The sequence below is a fragment of the Palleronia marisminoris genome, from assembly GCF_900172315.1.
Lineage (GTDB): Bacteria > Pseudomonadota > Alphaproteobacteria > Rhodobacterales > Rhodobacteraceae > Palleronia > Palleronia marisminoris.
Window position 1 is genome coordinate 433,484 of record NZ_FWFV01000001.1, and the last position, 21,428, is coordinate 454,911.

The 21,428-nt window shown below is 67.4% G+C and carries 26 protein-coding genes; 2 read left to right on the forward strand and 24 right to left on the reverse strand.

The window, feature by feature from the left end; all coding sequences use genetic code 11:
* Window positions 1-53 precede the first annotated feature (53 nt).
* From PAM7066_RS02125 to rpsF, 24 genes are all read right to left on the reverse strand, one after another.
* On the reverse strand, window positions 54-3,962 hold the full coding sequence (locus tag PAM7066_RS02125) for a baseplate multidomain protein megatron (protein ID WP_085852460.1): 3,909 nt from the start codon (window positions 3,960-3,962) through the stop codon (window positions 54-56).
* Window positions 3,962-4,387, reverse strand: a complete 426-nt coding sequence (locus tag PAM7066_RS02130) for an NlpC/P60 family protein (protein WP_085852461.1) — start codon at window positions 4,385-4,387, stop codon at window positions 3,962-3,964. Before PAM7066_RS02130 ends, PAM7066_RS02125 begins: the two co-directional genes overlap by 1 nt.
* Window positions 4,384-5,202: a phage/gene transfer agent baseplate hub protein gene (locus PAM7066_RS02135; protein ID WP_085852462.1), complete on the reverse strand. Its 819-nt coding sequence runs from the start codon at window positions 5,200-5,202 to the stop codon at window positions 4,384-4,386. Before PAM7066_RS02135 ends, PAM7066_RS02130 begins: the two co-directional genes overlap by 4 nt.
* Complete coding sequence (locus PAM7066_RS02140; protein ID WP_085852463.1) at window positions 5,202-5,825, reverse strand: DUF2460 domain-containing protein; 624 nt, start codon at window positions 5,823-5,825, stop codon at window positions 5,202-5,204. The genes PAM7066_RS02135 and PAM7066_RS02140 overlap by 1 nt, the downstream gene beginning before the upstream one ends.
* 13 nt (window positions 5,826-5,838) lie before the next feature.
* Window positions 5,839-6,408, reverse strand: a complete 570-nt coding sequence (locus PAM7066_RS02145) for an RcGTA-type gene transfer agent tail tape measure protein (protein WP_090928616.1) — start codon at window positions 6,406-6,408, stop codon at window positions 5,839-5,841.
* Window positions 6,401-6,601, reverse strand: a complete 201-nt coding sequence (locus tag PAM7066_RS02150; RefSeq protein ID WP_085852465.1) for a rcc01693 family protein — start codon at window positions 6,599-6,601, stop codon at window positions 6,401-6,403. The genes PAM7066_RS02145 and PAM7066_RS02150 overlap by 8 nt, the downstream gene beginning before the upstream one ends.
* Window positions 6,598-6,909: a gene transfer agent family protein gene (locus tag PAM7066_RS02155; RefSeq protein ID WP_085852466.1), complete on the reverse strand. Its 312-nt coding sequence runs from the start codon at window positions 6,907-6,909 to the stop codon at window positions 6,598-6,600. The genes PAM7066_RS02150 and PAM7066_RS02155 overlap by 4 nt, the downstream gene beginning before the upstream one ends.
* Window positions 6,909-7,319, reverse strand: coding sequence for a phage major tail protein, TP901-1 family (locus PAM7066_RS02160; RefSeq protein ID WP_085852467.1), 411 nt, complete (start codon window positions 7,317-7,319; stop codon window positions 6,909-6,911). Before PAM7066_RS02160 ends, PAM7066_RS02155 begins: the two co-directional genes overlap by 1 nt.
* Window positions 7,320-7,338: 19 nt before the next feature.
* Complete coding sequence (locus PAM7066_RS02165; RefSeq protein ID WP_085852468.1) at window positions 7,339-7,752, reverse strand: DUF3168 domain-containing protein; 414 nt, start codon at window positions 7,750-7,752, stop codon at window positions 7,339-7,341.
* Window positions 7,749-8,084 (reverse strand): head-tail adaptor protein, encoded by a 336-nt coding sequence (locus tag PAM7066_RS02170; protein WP_085852469.1) that lies wholly within the window; start codon window positions 8,082-8,084, stop codon window positions 7,749-7,751. Before PAM7066_RS02170 ends, PAM7066_RS02165 begins: the two co-directional genes overlap by 4 nt.
* A complete protein-coding gene (locus PAM7066_RS02175; RefSeq protein ID WP_085852470.1) occupies window positions 8,084-8,665 on the reverse strand; it encodes a head-tail connector protein in 582 nt (193 codons plus the stop codon). The genes PAM7066_RS02170 and PAM7066_RS02175 overlap by 1 nt, the downstream gene beginning before the upstream one ends.
* Window positions 8,666-8,813: 148 nt before the next feature.
* Window positions 8,814-9,992 (reverse strand): phage major capsid protein, encoded by a 1,179-nt coding sequence (locus PAM7066_RS02180; RefSeq protein ID WP_085852471.1) that lies wholly within the window; start codon window positions 9,990-9,992, stop codon window positions 8,814-8,816.
* Between the two features lie 33 nt (window positions 9,993-10,025).
* Window positions 10,026-10,562, reverse strand: coding sequence for an HK97 family phage prohead protease (locus PAM7066_RS02185; protein WP_085852472.1), 537 nt, complete (start codon window positions 10,560-10,562; stop codon window positions 10,026-10,028).
* Window positions 10,563-10,565: 3 nt separating this feature from the next.
* A complete protein-coding gene (locus PAM7066_RS02190; protein ID WP_370738074.1) occupies window positions 10,566-11,729 on the reverse strand; it encodes a phage portal protein in 1,164 nt (387 codons plus the stop codon).
* Between the two features lie 8 nt (window positions 11,730-11,737).
* Window positions 11,738-13,066: a DNA-packaging protein gene (locus PAM7066_RS02195; protein WP_085852474.1), complete on the reverse strand. Its 1,329-nt coding sequence runs from the start codon at window positions 13,064-13,066 to the stop codon at window positions 11,738-11,740.
* The gene (locus PAM7066_RS02200; RefSeq protein WP_090928620.1) at window positions 12,975-13,334 is read right to left on the reverse strand and encodes a hypothetical protein; all 360 of its coding nucleotides are present in this window, start codon (window positions 13,332-13,334) and stop codon (window positions 12,975-12,977) included. The genes PAM7066_RS02195 and PAM7066_RS02200 overlap by 92 nt, the downstream gene beginning before the upstream one ends.
* Window positions 13,335-13,550: 216 nt before the next feature.
* Window positions 13,551-14,708 (reverse strand): endolytic transglycosylase MltG, encoded by a 1,158-nt coding sequence (gene mltG, locus PAM7066_RS02205; RefSeq protein WP_085852475.1) that lies wholly within the window; start codon window positions 14,706-14,708, stop codon window positions 13,551-13,553.
* A complete protein-coding gene (gene fabF, locus PAM7066_RS02210; protein ID WP_085852476.1) occupies window positions 14,708-15,976 on the reverse strand; it encodes a beta-ketoacyl-ACP synthase II in 1,269 nt (422 codons plus the stop codon). Before fabF ends, mltG begins: the two co-directional genes overlap by 1 nt.
* Before the next feature lie 162 nt (window positions 15,977-16,138).
* A complete protein-coding gene (locus PAM7066_RS02215; RefSeq protein ID WP_085852477.1) occupies window positions 16,139-16,378 on the reverse strand; it encodes an acyl carrier protein in 240 nt (79 codons plus the stop codon).
* 175 nt (window positions 16,379-16,553) lie between these two features.
* The gene (fabG, locus tag PAM7066_RS02220) at window positions 16,554-17,291 is read right to left on the reverse strand and encodes a 3-oxoacyl-[acyl-carrier-protein] reductase (RefSeq protein WP_085852478.1); all 738 of its coding nucleotides are present in this window, start codon (window positions 17,289-17,291) and stop codon (window positions 16,554-16,556) included.
* 2 nt (window positions 17,292-17,293) lie between these two features.
* Entirely contained in the window at window positions 17,294-18,232 is a 939-nt protein-coding gene (gene fabD, locus PAM7066_RS02225) for an ACP S-malonyltransferase (RefSeq protein WP_085852479.1), read from the reverse strand.
* A gap of 138 nt (window positions 18,233-18,370) precedes the next feature.
* Window positions 18,371-19,012, reverse strand: coding sequence for a 50S ribosomal protein L9 (gene rplI, locus PAM7066_RS02230; RefSeq protein WP_085852480.1), 642 nt, complete (start codon window positions 19,010-19,012; stop codon window positions 18,371-18,373).
* A 19-nt stretch (window positions 19,013-19,031) separates the two neighbouring features.
* Entirely contained in the window at window positions 19,032-19,259 is a 228-nt protein-coding gene (gene rpsR / locus PAM7066_RS02235) for a 30S ribosomal protein S18 (protein ID WP_085852481.1), read from the reverse strand.
* Window positions 19,260-19,274: 15 nt separating this feature from the next.
* Window positions 19,275-19,628 carry a 30S ribosomal protein S6 gene (gene rpsF, locus PAM7066_RS02240; RefSeq protein ID WP_085852482.1) on the reverse strand — a complete coding sequence of 118 codons (354 nt, stop codon included), beginning with the start codon at window positions 19,626-19,628 and terminating at the stop codon, window positions 19,275-19,277.
* 265 nt (window positions 19,629-19,893) lie between these two features.
* Between rpsF and PAM7066_RS02245 the strand changes: the two genes are divergently transcribed.
* Window positions 19,894-20,436, forward strand: a complete 543-nt coding sequence (locus PAM7066_RS02245; RefSeq protein WP_139214932.1) for a hypothetical protein — start codon at window positions 19,894-19,896, stop codon at window positions 20,434-20,436.
* A gap of 83 nt (window positions 20,437-20,519) precedes the next feature.
* Entirely contained in the window at window positions 20,520-21,401 is an 882-nt protein-coding gene (locus PAM7066_RS02250) for a lytic transglycosylase domain-containing protein (protein WP_085852484.1), read from the forward strand.
* Window positions 21,402-21,428: the final 27 nt, after the last annotated feature.

The window sequence follows — 21,428 nt, forward strand, 5'->3', positions numbered from 1 at the left end:
GACGGCTCGCGCCACCCAATATAGTGGGTGGCGCGCCAAGGACCAAGCCAGCCTTACGGGTCGGGAAGCGCCAACGCAACGGTCGGCCCTGCCCCGAACGCGCGAGACAGCTGCGCGACTTCCAGCCGACATCCCGACCCGTCAGAGGCGCGCATCGCCGCGGCATAGTTCCAGGCGGGCGTGGCCACCTCGACCTCGCGAACCACGTTCGTGCCCCGCATGACCCGAACCAGATATGCTTCGGTCTCTTCTCCAAGCGCCACCTCGCGCCCGCTCCAGCTATCGCCGTTGATTCGCGTCCGTCGAATCCACTTCGCCTGCAAATCCCCACCGTTGGGCGTGAAGCCGAGGTGCACGGGACTGTAGGGCCGAAGTCCGATCCCCTCGAACCCGCGGACGGCATGGGTAAAGCTCGGTCCGTCCAGAGGCTGATCCGCCGGGCCGATCCGCCAGTGACGCTCCAACCCCGGTTGCGCCGCGCCGCGGTGCAGAGGGACCAAGGCGGCGTCAAGCAGAACCACCCGACTTCCCGCCGGCCAGACCGCCGGCATGACCGCATCGGTTCCAGCCTGTCCGCGCAGACGGTGAGAGAGGGTCCATCTATGCGTGCCGACAAGCTCGGCATCGCGGAACTGGAACACTTCCCACAGGTCGTCTTCGCCCGACCCGATCGCCATCGCGTTGGCACCCGCCGCGAACGCAGCATCGCTGACGGAAGCCAAGGCACCACTCAGCAGCCGCACGCGCAGCGCTGGTCCACGATCCACCCGACCCGGCGCCGCATGGGCGAGCGCTGTCTCCGTCACGCCCATCACCGCACCCCGAACCACCGTCGTGTCCAGCGCATAGCCCGCGTCTTCCACGCTCGACAGCACCGCAACAGGGCCGGGCCAGCGCTTCGCCCCGACCGCGATCCTCGGCACCGCGTCCCCCTCTCCGTCCAGAACCGGCAGATCCATGAAGAGGGCCACGGGCGGCGTCGGCAATACGGCCGGCGCCACGGCGATGCCGTCCTCCAGCGCCCCTCCCGCTGCAACGAGCGATCGTCCAGCCGCAATCCGCACAGCCTCGACCTGCAGCGCCGCACCCTTTGCCACGCGATCTATACGCCACAACGCATCTTGCATCGAAACCACGTCGCCTGCGCCCAGGTCGAAGCGCGACGGCGGCAGCGCAAAGCTGATCCGGTCGCGTCCGGCTTGAGCCTCGGCCAGCCAACGCTCGGCGATCCCGCGCGCTTCGGATGGGCTCAGCACGAGGGGCAACTCCACCCGCGCCAGGCTCGTGTCGTCCGTCCCGGGCACAACGGCCTCGGCAACGCCGGCTGGGAAATCACCCGTCTCGACCACGTAACCGACCGACACGCGTCCGGCCTCTTCGACCTCCGGATCACGAACCGTGACCACATCACCGCCATCGGCAGCGACCACATCGGCCTGGTCCAGCGCGACGGCCCCATCTGTTCGCCGCATCGAGAAACGGAGAACGCCGTCCCGCTCGACCGCATCGAAGCCATAGGCCAGCATGAGCGGTTGCAACACTGCGCGCGCGTCAGTGACCTCCGTGACCGCATAGCCGCGAACCATCCCCCGCAACCGCGTCACGTCGATGGTGCGAACGCCGGCACGGTGGCAGATCTCGGAGACGACAGAGGCCAGGGTGCGGTAGCCAGAGCGCCCCGTCAGCCAATGGCCGCGATAGTAGTTCTCCGCGTCGCTCCAAACGTCCGGAAGCCCCGGGAAGGCGGGAAACGGACGCGCGTCCCATGCCCATGCGTAGGCGTGACGCATGTCCACCATCGGACGGGCATAAGTGGCCGATACCGGATTGCGTTCCGGATCGCCCCAGTACTCGTCCATCGCGCGCAGGTACTGGACCTGCACGAAGTCGTCCCTCGCGCCGTCCGAGAACCAGGGCAACGCGGATTCCGAAGATTTCGGGTCCAGAAACTTGTTCGGCTGGTTGGTCCCCTTGTCGATCGCGGCGCAGCCCATCTCGGTGAAGCGGATCGGCTTCGAGCCGGGCTCCCAAGGCGTCGACATGGGCTGACGCAGCCCACCGATCCGATCGTGGTGGGGCGAACTCCACCAGTTGCGGATGTCCTTGTAGCGCCAGACCCACGGCTCGTCATAGGCGCCGTCCGTGATCGGTCGGCGAAGTTGAGCCAGGCGATCGGCGTCGCTCCCGTAGTACCAGTCGAAGCCTTCGCCGCCCTCGATATTGGCCTTGAGGTAATCAAGATCGTGCGGGCCCTGATAGGCGGAATCGGCCTCGTCATGCTCTCCGCGCCAATCCGACAGCGGCATGTAATTGTCGATGCCCACGAAATCGATGTTCGGATCGGACCAGAGCGGATCGAGATGAAAGAACAGATCTCCCGATCCGTCCGCAGGGTGGTAGCCAAAGTACTCTGACCAATCGGCCGCATAGCCGATCTTGACTTCCGGTCCCAGGATCCCCCGAACATCCGCCGCAAGCGCCTTCAGCGCACGGACTGCCGGAAAGCCGTCGGTTCCCCGAAGCGTCGTCAGCCCGCGCATCTCGCTGCCGATACAGAAGCTCTCGACTCCGCCCGCCACGGCACAAACATGCGCGTAGTGCAGGATCATCCGGCGGAAGGACCACTCGTCGGGTCCATGATAGTGCACCTCGCCGCCCGAAATCTGGAAGTCGTCGGAAGCAGCCGCGCCGAAGAAAGACATGACGTCGGCATCGACCGCCGCGGTCCCGTCGGGAGAGCCGTCATGGCCAGGGGCCACGTCGCAGGTGATCCGACCCCGCCAGGGAAGCGCAGGTTGTTCGGACCAGCCATACGGATCGGGAAGGCCGTTGCCCGGCAGCTGGTCCATCAGGATGAACGGATAGAACATCACCTCCTGCCCCGCTTCCGTGGCAGCGCGGATCGCCTCGATCACCGCCCCGTCGGCCGGCGTACCGCCATAGGCGACGCGCCCGTCCTGCTGCGGCACCTGCTCGGCATCACGATGCCCGATCCCCCCCGAACGCCATGCGATCTCCACCCCGTCGCGCCCGAGCGCCTCGACCTTCGGCTTGAGCGAACAGACGCCACAGCGCAGGTCGTCCCCGAACCACGAGACCACCAGCGACAGCGCCCCGCAGCGCGGCAGTTCGGTCGTCAGCGCCTGAATCGAGGCCGCCATGTCCGTCCGACCCGTCCGGACATGCGCGTTGACGAAGGCGCTCTCGTCCGCGCCGTCGTCGTAGCGGACCGGCGTGGTAGCAATCGAATACTCGCCCGTTCCGGGGATCAGCGCGACGCCCCTGACATGCTGCGCCACGTCACCGGCACCCTCTTCACCCTCGTTTCGAACGACCTCGAAGCTGAATTGCGGCACCCGGTTGCCGAAGGTCCCGAGGGCGAGATTCTCGATCACCACATAGGCAAGCCCGCGATAGGCTGGCGCGGCGCCGGCGCCCTCGACGGCCTCGATGGCCGGATCAGACAGCTGGTCCGCGTGGCCGGCGTAGACCCGCAGGTCCAGCGACTCGCGGACGAGTTCCCGACCATCGGCCCAGACCCGCCCGATACCCGCGATCGGCCCCTCGCACAGCCCGATGGCGAGCGAGATCTCGTAGGAGTACGTCCGGTCCGCCGTTGCCGCGGTCCGCGCGCCCTTGCCGCCCGCTCCGCCAGCAGTTTCGCTGACCCGTTCCACGAACTTCGAGGCCCAGATCACATGGCCCGCAATCCGCATCCTGCCAAAGACCTGCGGAATCGGAGCGCCCTCACCGGCCGACGTCAGGCGCAACCGGTCTATCCGACCATGCTCGACAATGCGACCGCCGGCACCCAGGATCTTCTGGCTGAGCTGCGCATCGATCAGCCGACCGGCCATTCCACCCGCGGCACGCCCCACGGCGGCCGAGCTCAGACCCAGGATCCCGCCCCCAAGGGACGTGCCGACGGCGCCGCCCGCGGCGCCCAGAACCATCGTGGCCATCAGTGACCTCCTTGAGGAAATTCGAACGCCGCGACGAGCTTGTGCCGCCAAGGCTTGCTCAGGGCGCTTTCGATGACGCCGTGCCCGGAATACGCATGAATGAACCGCTCGGCCCCACTGGCGATACCCAGATGCTTGGCGACGCCGCCCTTGCGCATCCGGAAGAGGAGCACATGCCCCGGCTCCACAGCGCCCGGGGGCCGCTCGACAAGCAGGCCCCGCGCGGCCTCCCACAGCGTTTCTTCCCGCGCCGGCTCGCTCCAGTCTGAGGTGTAGGGCGGAATGACCACGGGCTCCGCCCCGGCCAATTCGCGCCAGACGCCGCGCACGAGGCCGAGGCAATCCGTCCCCGCACCTCGGCACGATGCCTGGTGCACGTAGGGTGTCCCGATCCAGCTGCGGGCGACATCGGCCGCGCGGCTCACGAGGCACCGCCCGACGGATACGCCGTCACCCAGTCTTCGGTCGGGAGATGCGGAAAGCCGCGAAAGTTCAGCATATTTCCGAACTTCTCGCGGCAGGTCGCGGCGCGCTTGTCGCACCCAGCGATCAGCTTCACCCGGTCCCCGATCGCCAATCCGCGCACGCTGTCCCAGAGCGTCAGGCTCCGTGCGCCATCCGCGGCGCGGTCACCTCGAACGTGAACAACCTGCCCGCTCGCGGCTCCATCCAGAACCCGCAGGGTCCCGAATGCGTAGTGTTCCGCAGGCGCAGTCCCGGCGGTCACCTCGATCATGGCGCCCTCGATCCGGCTCACCACGACGTCCACTGCGTAAATGTCAGCGTTCATCCCGCAAGTGGCGTCGCCGAACCGTGCCGCGCATTGCTTCTGATAGAGCCGCCCCACCGGCCGGTTGAGCTGCTCGGTCAAGCCCCGCAGCTCGGCCTTGAAGGCGCCGCCGGCACGCTCGATCTCCCCCAGCGTGCCGCGAAAGCTCAGGCGCCGATCCGAAAGATCGGACCAGTTCACCTGCCATATCTCCACCGCCGCACTGTCGAACCGCCCGGCGAGTATATCCTCTTCGGTCAGGCCCGCCGCGGACAGGGCTCCGATCGCCTCGGAATTGTCCACCGAGAGTCCGGTTGTCTGCTCCAACGCCCGCGCAGTCATCGCGTCCGAAGGACTGAAGTCGGCCCCGTCGAACGACAGACGGGCATCGTGGTCGGTGAATGCGAAGACGCGTCCATCCGAGCACGTCAGCCGCCAGCAGCGGCACAGAGTTCCCGTGAGATCAGCCATCAAACCCGCAGCTCCACTACCGGCACGTCGGGCACCTGGCCCGCATTGAATGTCGCAAGCGACACATCGATGCGGTCAGCGTCGAACCGAACCGGCACATCGAACAGAAAACCCGCTGTGACCACCACGCCATTGGCCGGAGCGGCGTCCAAGACGATCTCGCCGGTCGAGTGGTCAACCTCGAACGCCGAGACTTCGACACCGTCGACACCAACCCGCACCGAGCCCGCGACCGGCTTCGAGATCGGCCGCGCATATGCGCTCTCACCGACCCCGTAGGTCTTGCGCAAGCCGAACGCCCGTGTGGTCCCGTCCCCGGTTCCGATCCGCTGATCGTCGAAATCGGGCACGGCGCCGCCCGGTGCGGATGAGAAATCCGCCCAGTCCTTCCAGCGAAACCCGTGCAACTGCCCGCGCCGCGCCTCGAAGAAGGCGACCAGCAGCTCGACATCTTCCAACGAGCGAAGTCCGAACCCCGCGTCGTATCGACGCCGCGAATGTGCCCAGGGTGTATTTCGTTCCTCGAAGCCATTGGCCAGCGTGACGATCTCGGTCCGCCGCTCCGGGCCGCCGACGGCGCCGAAACTCAGATCCGTCGGAAAGCGCTCTTCGTGAAAGGCCATGGCCTCTTCTCCTTCAGCGATTGCGCTCGGCGCGCGACAGGGCGCGGCTCATCTGCGCCGCGATCTGGCTCTGCGAGCGTTGGAACCCGGCGACATCCGGGGTCTGGATATTGATCACCACCTGAGCAGGTGCGGATGCGCCGCCCTCGGCGCGGACGCCGAGCTTGCCGTCCGCGCCGCGTGTCAGGGGCATGATCGCCTCGGGCCCGGCCTCGCCCATCAGCCCGGTGCCGCCCCGCATCGGGAAGGTCATGGGCCCGTTCACCACGCCACCCGTGGCGAAGGGCATGACCCGTCCCTGCGTGAACGAACCTCCCTTGGCGAAGGGAAGAAGGCTCCCCAACAGGCTCTGCGCGCCAGCGGTAATGAGGCTGCTCAGTTCCTTCCGCAGGGGGCTGACGGCCGCGGCATAGGCGCTTTCGACCATCGACTGCCCGATCCCGCGCAACGAGTCCGACAGCTTTCCGCCCTCCTTCGAGACGTCCTGCAGCCCCGATTTCAGCGCCCGGAGCATCTCTTCTGCGCCGCCGACGCTGTCCTCGAACCGCCGTAGCTCGTCTTCGAAATCGCTGAACTCACTCATGTCGCGCCCTCCTGCGCTCGTCGGGGAATGCCGCCCGCAATTCTTCAAGGCGGCCCCGTCCCATGGGCGCGACCCCTGCGCCGCGCCCAAGCATCATCTCGAGCTCCGAGGGCGTGAGCGCCCAGAACTCGTGCGGCTTCAGCCCCATCGCGATCCCCGCCCGCAGAAGCGCAGGCCAGTCGAACGCGGTCATGGCGCCCCGAACGCGCGGGCCAGCAGCGCCGCCGCAACCCGCGCCGCCTCGAGCGGACCGCCCTCGATTTCGGCAGCCATCAGTTCTGCCGCCGATCCGCGCCATCCGCCTGCCCTGAGACCGGCAAGAAGCAGAGCCACGACATCGCGTGTCCCGTAGCCGCCCGTGTCGAAACGCTCGATCAGCGGAACCAAGCCACCTGCACCCAACGCATCCTCGAGTTCGGCAAGCGCGCCCAGCGTCAGCTTCGCGACATGCCGCTCCCCGTCGATGGTCACGGCGACCTCGCCCGCCCACGGGTTGGCCATCAGAGCGCCGTGAAGCTCAGCTGCCCGGCCGATGCGAGCGACAGCTCATAGGTTGCCTCACCGTCATGGGTGCCGGCGTATTCGATCGAGGTCACCTGGAACGCACCCTCGACGATGCCGAAATCGGGAATGATCACCTGGAACACAGGCGTCCGGCTCTCGAAGAACACCCGGCGCATCCGCTCGTCGGTCGCCGCATCCTTGAAGACGCCCGATCCCGAGATCGAGGCCTGCTTCACGCCCGCGCCCGCCAGAAGCTCGCGCCAGCCGCCGCTTTCCAGGCTCGTGGCCTCCACCGCCTCGGCGTTGAAGGATATCCGCGTGGCCCGAAGCCCCGCGATGGTTTCGAACGCACCCGCGTCCGTCATGTCCAGCTTGATCAAAAGATCCTTGCCGTTCTGGGCCGCCATGTCCCTTACTCCCGCCTTTTCAAGAATTGTCCCGGACCTGCGCCTTGAAGCGCAGATCGATCCGCCGAGTGCCGCTGCGAGCAACCCGCCTCGCATGGGCGCCGCGGAACCAGATACCGACGAGGTACCCACGCTCCAGCGCCAGCGGCGTCCCCAGCAGCGCGTCCGAAATCGCTCCTGCCAACCGCTTTGCCGCCTGAAATCCGTTGGCCGACGACACGACCGAGACCACGACCTCGTGCACCGCGCCGTAGCCATCCGCGTCCGACCGGTCGGTCACTTTCTCTTCGCCTAGGCTGACGAACAGGGGGGGTACCGTTCCCGCAGGCACGCCGTCATAGACCGCCCCCTGAACCAGATCATACACGCCCGCATCGAAGGTCAGCCGTTCGTAGACTGCCTCCTGCAGCGAGCTCGCGACCGCATAGCTCATCGCACCACCTCCTCTTCGGCCTGAACGACCAGCCATTTCGCCTGCGGGTCACCCTCGGTCACCGTCAGGATGCCGAAGATGCGCTCATCTTCCCGAAACCGCTGCCCGGCCACGGGACGGGACGGAGCTCCCGCCGGCGCGCCCCGCGTCACGATCCGCCACAGGGTCCGCGACAAGGACACCTCCTGCCCGTCCGAAAGGCCGCCCGTTCGCGGCCGCATATCGGCCCAGAGCGTGCCAAGAGGCGCCCATTCCTCGATCGTCCCGCCGGCCCCGTCCGAGACCTTCGTGCGGGTCTCGAGAACCAGCGCTCGCGTAGGTCGGAAATCCATCAGAACACTCCCCACAAGCGTGGCTGGCGGTACGGCGCGATCAACGCCCGCACACCCGCCGGAACCTGCCCGGGTTGCGCCCGCTCTTCGTAGAGCGCACCTGCCAGGCTCAGCACCGCAAAGGACAAATCGCCGGGCAGTTCTGCCCAACTAGCTGCATAGCCTGCGCGGAAGGCGATCTCGGCGTGGCCTCCAACTGGGATGGCGGGCAGGGAAAACCCCCTCGCCACGATCGCCGGCCGATGTGCGTCGTGCCGAACATGGACAGAGTCGAGGTCCAGCACCTTGCGATCGCCCTTCCCGTCGATCACGGCGATCTCGGTCACCGCCTCAAGAGGAGCCCGCGGCAACACCTGCCGCCCGATCTCTCGCCAGGCCGAGACGGTTCCGGAAAAGTCGCGCCTCAGGAGCGCCTTTCCGGTCGTAGATTCGATTTGCGCAATGGCCGCACGGAGCGACCGTTCAAGAACCGGGTCCTGCACCGCGTCGTCGGCAAAGCCGGTGCCCAGACGCAAGTGGGCCCGAAGGTCCGAGATCGGCAGCGCTGCTGCGCTCAGACCCGATTGCTCGACAAGATACATGGCGGTTTTCCCTCTGCCTCGATCCCTCCGCCCGGATATGACGAACGCGCGCCCACACACCGCTTGGACGGAGGGAAAGCTGGTCGATGCGCGAAATGCGCGCGTTCGTCCGGGCCGGGCGCCTCAGCCCGACCCGCCCCACCCGCCGTTAGGCGACCGAGAACTTCAGAAGCTTGATCGCGGCGAAGTCGCTCACGTCGCCGCCCACGCGCTTGGTCGCGTAGAACAGGACGTGCGGCTTGGCCGAGAACGGATCGCGCAGGATGCGCAGGTCGGGACGTTCTGCCACGGTGTAGCCGGACGAGAAGTCACCGAAGGCGATGGCCGTGTTGCCCGCCGCGATGTCCGGCATGTCCTCTGCGATCAGCACGGGGTAACCCATCAGGCGCGCCGGCTCATGGGCGGCCAAACCGTCCGACCAAAGGAAGCGGCCGTCGTTGTCCTTCAGGCGGCGAACCACCCCGGCGGTCTTCGAGTTCATCACGAAAGTCGCGTTGGCTCGGTATTCCGCACCCAGTGCGTAGATCAGATCCACGACTGCATCGACATCGCCGAAGGCGCCGTCGGCACCCGAGGCAACATAGCCGAGCGAGCCCCAGGTCCAGGACTGCTCTTCCACGATGTTGTGGCGTAGGAAGCCGCGGGGCTTTTCGTTGCCGTCGCCGATCACGAAGGCCGCAGCCTCGGCACGAGAGAACGTGTCCGCGATGCGGCCGGCAAGCCAACCCTCGATATCGAACGCCGCGTCGTCGAGCAGGCGCTGCGAAGCTTTCGGAAGGGCCGACAGCTCGTGCAGCGGGATCGAGATCCGGTCGATCTGGCCGGTCCCGGTCTCGGCCACACCAGAGATCTCCGAGGCCCAGCCGGACGCAAGGTCGCTGGTGTCGATCAGGACGTCGTACGAGGTCGACTCGACATTCACCACGGTTGCAATCTGGCGGATCGAGGCGGTGGACTTCAGGACGGCCTTGACGCTGTCCGAGGTCTGCGGATCGACGAGGTAGCCGCCGTCCGAGTTCACCGCCGTCGACAGGCCCTTGCCTTCGAGCACGAGGCCGCGCAGGGCATCGTCGTCGCCCGAGCGGATATAGGCTTCGAACGCCTTTTGGTGAGGCGCCTCGATCTCGGCCGCCGTGGCCAGGACGGGGCGCTGGGATTTGGTCTGCAGCATGATGTGTCGCTCTTCGTTGTGTTGAAGTCTGGTCTGAACGTCGTTCTTGAACGACTTGAGATCGCTGACGAAATCAGCCATCGCATTCTGCACGTCGCGGATCGGATCGGGCGCGCACGCCTTCTCCGTCCGGACGCCGGGCCCGGTCGTGCTCATCGTTGCTTCCTTCGATTTGTCGGATCGGGGCCGTCAGGCGCCCGACAGTTCCCGGCTTGCGGTCCTGAAGACCTCTGCCAGATCGCGCCACGGGTCGGGCATCTCGTCGCCCTTCCGACCCACCCGCGCCTCCCGGAGCATCGGGAAGGTGACCAGAGACACCTCCCAGAGCTCCAGTTCGCTCAGGAGCCTTCCGCCCCCCGAACCCTTCGCAGCCCGCGTCACGCGGTAGCCGATCGACAGCCCGTCGATGGCCCCCGCATTGATCAGCGCAGCCGCCTCGCGCCCCTTCTCGACTTCGGTCAGGATGCGCCCCTTGACCCAGAGACCCTGCGCGTCCTCGCGCACCTCGTCCCAGACGCCGATCGGTTGCGCCGGATCATGCTGCCACAGCATCTTGACCCGCTGTCCCTTCGCACCCAGCGCCGCCAGCGAAGCTGCGTAGGCCCCCCGCGCCACCATGTCGCCGCCCTGATCCTGCGCCCCGAACAACGAAGCATACCCCTCGATCACATGGCCTTCGCTGACCGTGACCTGCCCGAGGTCCACGAACTTCCGCTCAAGCTCCATCACTCACTCCTCCGAGGGGGCGAGACCGAGAAGCGCCCGCTTCTCGGCATCGCTCAGAAAACTCGCGCCCGCGATCCGGGCCCATTGTGCATCGCGCTCGGCCGACAGCGCCGGCACGCGATCCAGATCCACCCGCAGCTCCAGGTCCTCGCCTGCGAACCCTTCCAGCCACTGCGCCAGCGACGCCGTGACCCGCGACGCCATCGGCAGCACCGTCAGCCGATAGAAGGCCCGGTGCGCCTCGGCATAGTTGGCGTAGGTCGCGTCCCCGGGGATCCCCAGCAGCATCGGCGGCACCCCAAAGGCCGTGGCGATCTCGCGCGCCGCCGACTCCTTGGTCTGCTGGAACTCCATGTCGGACGGAGAGAACCCCATCGGCTTCCAATCCAGCCCCCCTTCCAGCAGCATCGGCCGCCCGGCATTCCGCGCGCCTTGATGGTTCGCTTCGATCTCCGCCACCAGCCGGTCATATTGCTCGGGCGTCATCACGCTGCCGTCGCCGCCGTCGAACACGATCGCCCCCGAGGGCCGCGCCGCGTTGTCCAGAAGCGCCTTCGACCACCGCGACGCGCTGTTGTGCACGTCCATCGCCTGGGCCACCGCCTGCATCGGCGACAGCCCGTAGTGGTCGTCCTGCGGGTGGAAGCTCTTTACGTGGCAGACCGCCTCGGCCGGGAAGCGATGCGCCCGCCCGCTGACGCTGTAATCATAAGCCACCGGCCATCCGTCCGCGCCGGGCACCACGCTCATCCGCTCGGACCGCAGCACGTGCAGTTCCTCGGGAAGCCCTTCGCCCCCGACCGCCTCGACATAGCCGTCGCCGGTCAGCAGAAGCTGCCCGTACAGCGCTTCGAACAACTCCGCCCGTCCCTGCGCCCCGTTCGGCCGGGACAGCAGCGTGACAACGGGGTGCACCTCCATCCGCGCGCCTTTCGCCTCCAGCACCAGCGGCAGCGCCGCCGCCGCCTCGGACACCAGCTTCACGCAGCGGAACACCACCGGGTTGCCCTGGAACCCCGACCGGGTCAGCGAGGCGGTGTCGCGCGGGCTCCAGGCCACCCGGCCCGCGCTCCCCGTGGCGATCCGCGAGGCGGTGAGCGCACCCGCAGCGCTCGCCTTGACCTCGACGGGCGCCGCACCGCCTCGCGTCAGAAACTGAAACATCACGTCTCTCCTCAAAGTCCCCGGACGCCCGGACGCATCGTGCGACCCAGCATCAGCTCCGTCAGAGCCCAGACCAGCGCATCGACCCGGTCGGGCGATCCCGCACCGCGAAATCCACCAACCGCCATCTGCACCATCTGGGCCTCCAATTCGTCCATCCGGCCCCGGTGGGCGACCCGCCCCTGTTCGTAGAGGGCCGCCACTGGTTCCGCTCGACTGACCTTGCCCCGTGACGCGTAAACGCCTCGGTAACTCACCGTACGGTCCACTTGGCGCAGGATCGCCTCGACCAGCTCGCCACCCTGGTTCACCTCGGCCACGACGCGGTCCGCACCGTGCCGGTGGTAGGCCGCGACAGCCGCCTGCGCCCATTCCAGCGGCGAGCCCTTCACGGACGCATCCTCGATCACCACGGCCCGCTCGCCGTCTACGGTCAGGCCTGCCACGACGATCCCGCAGGTATCCGAATTCGCGCCGCCCGTGACCGGCGGGTCCACCGCCACCACGACTCGACTCAGCGCGCCCGTACCGCCCCGGCAACCCGACAGTTGCGATGAGGTCCAAAGCGCACCCTCGACATCCTCCAGAAGCCGCCCGTCCAGCTCCTGCAAGCCAAGCCGCGAGCCGCCGTACCGCCGCTCGACCTCCTCAAGGAACGAGGCCGCAAGGTTCGCCTTGTTGACCTGCGTCGCCGCATGGGTCCGCACGGTCGACTCCGCCTCCAGCAGCCGCTTCAGCACCGGCACGTTGCGCGGAGTCGTCGTCACGCATTGCCGCGGACGGTCACCCAAACGCAGACAGAATTGCAGCATGTCCCAAGCCTCTTCGCCCCGGCGCCACTTGGCCAGCTCGTCCACCCAGGCCGCATCGAACTGCGGACCGCGCAGCGACTCCGGGTCATGCGCCGAAAACGCCTGCGCCACCGCCCCGTTCGGCCAGACCAGCCGCTTGCGGGTCGATTCCCACTCCGGCCGCCGGTCGGGCGGCGAGCAGGCCAGAATACCCGACTCGCCAAAGATCATCACTTCGCGCACCTGGTCGAGCGTCTCGCCCACCAGCGCCATCCGCTTCGACACGCCGGGATCGAGGGGGCGCGCCCCCTCGACCATCGACCGCACCCACTCGGCCCCGGCGCGGGTCTTGCCCGCACCGCGCCCGCCAAGGATCACCCAGGACCGCCAGTCGCCCTCGGGCGGAAGCTGGTGCTCCATCGCCCAGAACTCGAACAGCCACGGCAGCGCCGTCAGCTCACCCTCGGTCAGCTCCGCCAGGAACCTCTCCTGCACCTCCAACGGCGCGGAGGCGATCCAGGCGGCGCCCGATCTCGTCCCGCGCGGCATCGAAGTCGATGGCGTAGTCATGGACGATCCCGGCCCGCTTGCGCCGGGCCTCGTCGAGCCGTTTCCTTTCGCTGAAGACATGGTCAATCGCCCTTTGCACCGCGCTTACGCACTTCTTCACCTCTGAATCCGGCACCGCGTCGCCCTCACGAACGCGGTCCTTCATCTCGCCCAGCTCGATCAGCAGTTCCGTGAACTGATGTTCCGCCAGCTCCAGCACGCACTCGTCGTGTTCGTGCCCCGTTCCTTCCACCCGTATGATCGTCATCGACCCCTGCCCCCCAGCAAAGTTGGTCTCCGATCCAAGAGCCGCGCCCCCTCGACGCCGCCACCAGCAAGACCTGTTTTCGCGGGAAATCCTGAAACGCGGCCAACCCGACCGGCCGCTGGATCACGACGGTGCGATCAGCCCGCGCAAACCGTTGTCGCAAAACGAAAAAGGACGGCCGAAGCCGCCCTTTCCGAGATGTTCCTGCGCCGGGTCTTAATTCGCCGCGCGCTCGGCCTCGATCTCGCGCCACCGTGCCACGTTGCGATTGTGCTCATCCAGCGAGGTTGCGAAGGCGTGCCCGCCCGTCCCGTCTGCCACGAAGTACAGATACTCCGTCGAGTCGGGGTTCAGCGCCGCCTCGATTGCTTCAAGGCCGGGATTCGCGATCGGAGTCGGCGGCAGCCCGTCGATCCGATAGGTGTTGTAGGGCGTCTCGGCATCCAACTCGGACTGCCGCAGCCCCCGGCCCAGCACGCCCTGCCCGTTCGTCACGCCGTAGATCACCGTGGGGTCGGTCTGCAGCCGCATCCCCTGCTTCAGCCGGTTCACGAACACGCTCGCCACCTGCCCGCGCTCCGCGGCCACGCCGGTTTCCTTCTCGACGATCGAGGCCATGATCAGCGCCTCTTCGGCGGTGTCATAGGGCAGATCGCTCGCCCGGTTTTCCCACGCCGCGGCCAGCCGCTCTTCCTGCCGCGCCTCCATCCGCGCCAGGAGGTTCGGCCGCGAGTCACCCGGGCTCACCTCGTAGCTGTCGGGCGCCAGTATGCCCTCGTCCGGCACGTCCGAGACGGTGCCGTCCAGGAAATCCACCGCCTTCAGCGCCTCGACGATCCGCCACGAGGTCACCCCCTCGGCCACCGCGACGCGGTAGCGCGTGTCCGCCTCATCGCGCACCCCGGTATATATCTCGGGCGCCTCGCCCTCGGCCGCGGGGTCGAACTCGGCTTTGTCCTCGAAGCGGTTGGTTGCCGGGTCCAGCTCGCGCACCTCGATCTGCTGGGCGTTCACCCCGATGCGATAGACCACCTCGGTCCCACAGGTCGATTGCCCGCCCCGCGTGACGATGCCGACGATATCCTCCATGGACGATTCTTCCGGCACCAGGAAAGAGCCCGCCTTCAGCTGGTCCGATCGCTCCGTATAATCGGCCCCGATCCGCATCAACTGCGGAGAGGTCACCGCCCCCTGCTTTTCCAGGTCCTGGGTGACGCGGTTGAAGCTCGACCCCGGCTCGACTCGCAGGCAGATGGCCTGTGCCAGCGGGCCCGGCTGATTGTACTCGTTCACCCCCCAGCCGATCAGCCCCGCCAGCGCCACCAGCGCGACGATCAGCAGGGTCATTCCGTTGGCGGCGACGTGCTTCCACATCAGGCAGCCACCCGCCGCAGCAGCAGAACGGCGTTCGTGCCGCCGAAGCCGAACGAGTTGGACAGCGCCACGTCGATCTCGCGCTCGACCTTCTTGCCGGGCGCCAGGTCGATCACCGCATCCTCGGGCGGCGTGTCCAGGTTCAGCGTCGGCGGAGCGACCTGGTCACGGATCGCCAGCGCCGAGAAGATCGCCTCGATCGCGCCCGCAGCCCCCAGAAGGTGCCCCGTCGCGGACTTGGTCGAACTCATCGTGGCCTTGGTCGCATGGTCGCCCAGAAGGCGCTGCACCGCGCCCATCTCGATCGTGTCGGCCATGGTCGAGGTGCCGTGGGCGTTGACGTAGTCGATGTCGCTCACCTCGATGCCGGCGCCGCGGACGGCCGCCCGCATGGCACGCTCGGCCCCCTCGTGGTTCGGCGGCGGCGCGGTGATGTGGTGCGCATCACCCGACATGCCGTAGCCGATCACTTCGGCATAGATCTTGGCGCCCCGCGCCTTCGCCCGCTCGTAATCCTCGAGGACCACGATCCCCGAGCCTTCGCCCATGACGAACCCGTCGCGATCCTTGTCCCATGGGCGCGAGGCCGCCGTGGGGTCGTCGCGATACTTCGTCGACAGCGCCTTGCAGGCATTGAACCCGGCGATCCCGATCTCGTTGATGGCGCTTTCCGCGCCGCCCGCGATCATCACGTCGGCGTCGCCCAGCCGGATCATGCGGCTGGCGTCGCCGATCGCGTGCGAGCCGGTCGAGCAGGCCGTCACGACCGAATGGTTCGGGCCGCGGTAGCCGTACTTGATCGACACCTGCCCCGAGATCAGGTTGATCAGCGAGCCCGGGATGAAGAACGGCGACACCCGGCGCGCGCCCTTGTCCCGGATCAGGTAGGCCGTCTCGGCAATGGTGCCGAGCCCCCCGATCCCCGAGCCGATCATCACGCCGATGCGCTCCATCTCCTCGGTGCTTTCGCCGCCAAGGCCCGCATCCTTGATCGCCTGGTCAGCCGCGGCCATCCCGTAGAGGATGAACTGGTCGACCTTGCGCTGCTCCTTGGGCTCCATCCAGTCGTCGGGGTTGAAGGTCCCGTCCGACCCGTCGCCCTTCGGCACTTCGCAGGCATAGTTCGTCGCTAGGTGGTTGGCATCGAACTGCTGGATCGTGCCCGCGCCCGATTGTCCGTCGAGGATGCGCGACCACGTCGCTTCGACTCCGCAGGCAAGGGGGCTGACCATACCCATGCCGGTGATGACTACACGCCGAGACTCCATGCTCGCCCCTCCTTCAATTCACGCCAGCCTGATACACGCGGCAGGCGCAGGAGGAAAGAGCGGCGCCCGCACCACGCGTCATGTCGCCTCCGGGAAACGCAAAAGGCGCGCCCCCTTGCGGAGGACGCGCCCTTGCCGAACCTCGCGGTCCGAATGGATGCCTCAGACGGCGCCCTTGATGTAGTTCACGGCGTCGCCGAAGGTCTGGATGTTCTCGGCGGCGTCGTCGGGAATCTCGATCCCGAACTCTTCCTCGAAGGCCATGACCAGCTCGACCGTATCGAGGCTGTCCGCGCCCAGATCGTCGATGAACGAGGCGTTCTCGGTGACCTTCTCTTCTTCGACGCCGAGATGCTCGACGACTTTGTTGCGGACGCGCTTTTCGATATCGTTGTCGCTCATGGTTCTTCCTCTTTTGCTCCGGGCTTTCCCGTCAATGGTCGCCCGCTCGGGCAAAATCTGTACCGCCGCCCGCTTCTTTACAAGGGATCGCCGCGCGGACGGTCAGCGCGGCGACGAAAAAGGTGCGCCGCCTATAGCATATGGCTCGGCGGTGGCAAACGAAAACGCCGAGGCGTCAGAACATCGCCATGCCGCCATTCACATGCAGCGTCTCGCCCGTGATGTAGGCCGCCTCGCGGCTGGCAAGGTACAGGACGGCCGCGGCGATCTCGTCCGCCTCGCCCATGCGCCCCGTCGGAATCCGCCCCAGAAGGCCCTCTTTCTGGTCGTCCGTCAGCTTGTCGGTCATCGCGGTTGCGATGAAGCCCGGCGCCACGCAGTTCACCGTCACGCCGCGGCTTGCGACTTCCTGTGCAAGGCTTTTCGAGAACCCCACCATGCCCGCCTTGGCAGCGGCATAGTTGGCCTGACCCGGATTGCCGGTGGCACCGACCACGGACGAGATATTCACGATCCGGCCCCACTTGGCCTTCATCATCCCCCGCAGCACCGCCTGGCTGAGCTTCGCCACCGCCGTCAGGTTCACGTCGATGACGGTCTGCCAATCGTCGTCCGACATCCGCAGCATCAACTGGTCGCGCGTGACGCCGGCGTTGTTCACCAGGATATCCAGCGACCCCATCGCCTCGGTCGCCCGTTTCGGCAGCGCCTTCAGCGCCTCGGCATCACCCAGGTTGCAGGGCAGGACATGAGCGCCCTCGCCCAGTTCCTCGGCCAGCGCCTGAAGCGGCTCTTCGCGGGTGCCGGACAGCCCCACCTGGGCCCCCGCACCGTGCAGGACGCGCGCGATCTCGCCCCCGATCCCGCCCGAGGCGCCGGTGATCAGCGCCGCCTTTCCCGTCAGATCGAACATGCTCAACCTTCCTGTTCCATGGCGGCTTTCACGTCCGCCGCCGTGCCGATCGTGCGGGTCGCAATGCCCCGGTCGATGCGTTTCACCATGCCCGACAGCGCCTTCCCGGCGCCGATCTCCCAGATTTCATCCACCCCGGCGGACCCCATCGCCGCGACGGATTCGCGCCACCGGACCGAGCCCGTGACCTGCTCGACCAGCAAGCGCCGGATCTCGGCCGGGTCGCTGACGGGGGCCGCGGTCACGTTGGCCACCAGCGGAACCGCCGGCGCGTTGATCGTGACCTCGGCCAGCGCGGCCTCCATCCGGTCGGCGGCCGGCTGCATCAGGGTGCAATGGAACGGAGCGCTGACCGGCAGCAGCACCGCCCGCTTGGCGCCCGCCTCCTTGGCAAGTTCCACCGCCCGCTCGATCGCCTCGCGGTGGCCCGAAACGACGACCTGACCGGGATCATTGTCGTTCGCCGCCTGGCACACCTGCCCCTGCGCAGCCTTCTCGGCCACCTTGTGCGCCGCTTCGAAATCCAGCCCGAGCAGGGCCGCCATCGCGCCCTCACCCACCGGGACGGCGTCCTGCATAGCCTGCCCGCGCAGCCGCAACAGGCGCGCGGCGTCCGCGATGCCGATCGCACCGGCCGCAGCCAGCGCCGAGTACTCTCCCAGCGAATGGCCGGCCACGAAGGCGGCCCGATCGATCGAGAAGCCCTCGGTTTCCAGCGCCCGGAACGCGGCGAGCGACGTCGCCATCAAAGCCGGTTGCGCGTTCGCGGTCAGGGTCAACTTGTCCTGTTCGCCTTCGAAGATCAGCTTGGACAGGTCCTCGCCCAATGCGGCGTTCACCTCGTCGAAGACGGCCTTCGCAGCCGGGAAAGCCTCGGCCAGGTCCCGGCCCATTCCCACGGTCTGCGCCCCCTGCCCGGGAAACACCAATGCCAGCGCCATCTCAGCCCCTCCTTGTCGCCTCGTCCTCGCATATATGCCGCGGGGGCCGAGGGCAAACGTCGCACGACATCGGGCGTCCACACGAAAACGGCCGCCGGATCGCTCCGGCGGCCGTCATGTCACAGCGATCCGACAGGATCAGCGCTGATCGTCGAGTTCGGATTTCTCCTGAACGGCAGGACGCTCGGTGCGCTGCTCGTCCTCGGTTTCGTCCTCGTCGAGCTGCGCGGCGCCGATATCGTCGAACAGTTCCTGGATCTCGAACTCGGCGGCGGCTTCTTCTTCCGCGGCCAGTTCCTGGATCGACTTGCCCTGCTTCTGAAGCTCGGCTTCTTCCGGCGAGCGGGCCACGTTCAGCTGAACGGTGACCACGACCTCGGGGTGCAGCGTCACGGTCGCTTCGTGCACGCCCAGATACTTGATGGGCGAACCCATCGCGACCTGGCGGCGGTCCACGTTGAAGTCGTGCTCGGCCGCGGCATCGGCCACGTCACGGGTCGAGACCGATCCGTAAAGCGCACCGCCGTCCGAGGCGGCGCGGATGACGACGAATTGCTGACCTTCAAGCTGCTCGGCCAGCGCCTGCGCCTCTTGCTTGGTCTCTTCGTTGCGGGCTTCGAGGTTCGACTTCTGGGCCTCGAAAGCGGCGACGTTGGCCTCGGAGGCCCACAGCGCCTTCTTCTGCGGCAGCAGGTAGTTGCGGGCGTAGCCTTCCTTGACCGAGACGACCTCGCCCATGTTGCCAAGCTTGGCGACCCGCTCCAGCAGGATGACGTTCATAGACATTGGATTGTCCTCCTCACTTCACGGCGTATGGCAGAAGTGCCAGGAACCGTGCGCGCTTGATCGCTTGCGAGAGCTTGCGCTGGTTCTTGGCACCGACGGCTGTAATGCGCGACGGAACGATCTTGCCGCGCTCGGAGATGTAGCGCTGCAGCAGACGGGTGTCCTTGTAGTCGATCTTCGGCGCGTTGTCGCCCGCAAAGGGGTCGGTCTTGCGGCGGCGGAAAAACGGTTTTGCGGCCATGTTCGAAGCTCCTTCTTAGCGGCGCGGACGGCGGTCTTCGCGCTCGTCACGTTTCTGCATCTGGGCCGAGGGAAGTTCCTCGTGCTCGTCGACCTTGATGGTCAGGACGCGCATGACGTCCTCGTGCAGACGCATCAGGCGCTCCATTTCCTGCACGGCCGTCGCGGGGGCGTCCGAGCGCAGGTAGGCATAGTGGCCCTTGCGGTTCTTGTTGATCCGATAGGCCATCGTCTTGACGCCCCAATATTCGAAATCGACAAGCTTGCCGCCGTTGTCCGACAGCACCGTACCGAAATGTTCGATCAGCCCTTCGGCCTGCGTGTTCGACAGGTCCTGACGGGCGATGAAGACATGCTCGTAAAGCGGCATGACTTTCCTTCCAGGTTTCAGGGCGCATTTCAAAGACCGGGTCCGTTCGCCTCCGCATCCCGGTCACGAGAGTCTGCGCCGATCGCGATTGTCGCGGAGGTTGGCGGGCGATACCGGAAAGAGCGTCCGGTGGCAAGCCGCCCGGAAGAAGGCCCGAGCGTGTCACGCCCTTGGCCGATTTTCGCCCGACTTCCCCCTTACAGATCCTGAAGGGCGCAGGGAAGAGGGACTGACAAGGATGAATGAAAACGGGCGCAGCCTGAGCATGACGCAAAGCGTCGGTCAGGTCCGGCTGCTGCGCGAGGGACCGGTCGAGCGCCATGCCCGCGCGGTCGAGATCGGCGCCTGCCTCGCCGGCCTGCTTCTCGTGACGCTCGCCATCCTGGCCTGGAGCCCCCTCGCCCCCCACGGCGTCGCCGATCTGCGCATCGCGGTCACGCTCTCGGGCCTCTCGGGGGCCTGGCCCCTTCTCCGCCTCGGCTTCGGCGGCGTGCGCTACGAGACGGTGTTCGACGTCGGTTCGCAGGAAGTCCGCCAGTACCGGATCACCGCCGGCGGTCGCGCCCGAGCCGTGCTGACACTGCCGCTTGGCCTTGTCGACAGCGTCCATATCGATCGCGGTCCGGCCGGCAGACCGTCGCACCTCGCCGCCCGCGATGCGGCCGGAAAGCGCATCCATATCGGCACCGCCCCCCTCGCGCAGCTCGAGCGGATGCATGTCGAGATCGTGACGGCCCTTCGCGCAGCGCCCGCTCGCGCGCCACGCCGTCGCCGGTCGGTCCCGCGCGCGCAGACCGCCTTGGCCTGAACGGTGCTTTCCCGTGGACCCCGCGCGCCTTCCCGAGGGGATGCGGACTGGCGGGGCGGTGGCACCCCCCTAGATACTGGGCGATGCGCCGCCTGATCTGCCTTCTCGTCTGCCTCGCCTCGGTCGCCCAAGCGGCCGAACGGCCCCGCGCGCGCCCTGACGATCAGCGCTGCCGGGAAGACGGAACGGCCTGCATCCAGCTGGCGAGCTACACGACGGACGTCTGCCACGAAATCGCCCGCGCCGCCGACAGAGCCCGAATCGACCAGGGCTTCTTCGCCCGTCTGCTCTGGCAGGAAAGCCTCTTCGACGCGGCGGCAGTCAGTCCTGCCGGGGCGCAGGGAATCGCCCAGTTCATGCCGACGACCGCGGCGCTTCGGGGATTGGCCGACCCGTTCAACCCGGCCGAAGCGATCTACGCCTCTGCCGGCTACCTCGCGGATCTCAGTTCCGAATTAGGAAACCCCGGCCTCGCCGCCGCGGCCTACAACGCGGGCGAGGCGCGCACCCGCGACTTCATCGACCGCGACCGGATCCTGCCCGCCGAAACCCGCGCCTATGTCCAGATCATCACCGGCCACAGCCCCCGCGCCTGGCGCGACAACCCACCCGAGAAGGTGGACTACGCCCTCGCCCCCGACACCCCGTTCGAGGAAGCCTGTCGGGCCCAGGCCGCAAGCCGCACCTTCAAGACCTTCTCGCCGCCGCCGCTCCAGTGGGGTGTGGTCGTCGCCGCCGGCCGGCTTCGCGCGACGGTCGAGAAGTTCGTCGACCGGGTGCGCCGCGAGAACCAGGGCATAATCGGCGACCGCCGGATCGAGATCGTGCAAGACACCATGCCCGGCTTCGGCACCCGCGCCATCCTGACCGCGAAGATTGCCGTCGATGATGCGGACGAAGCGCGCAGCCTGTGCCGCGACCTGCAACGCAACGAGTCCTTCTGCCGGGTCAGCAGCCCCGACTGACCCCTCGGAATCAAGAAGCGGGGCCGT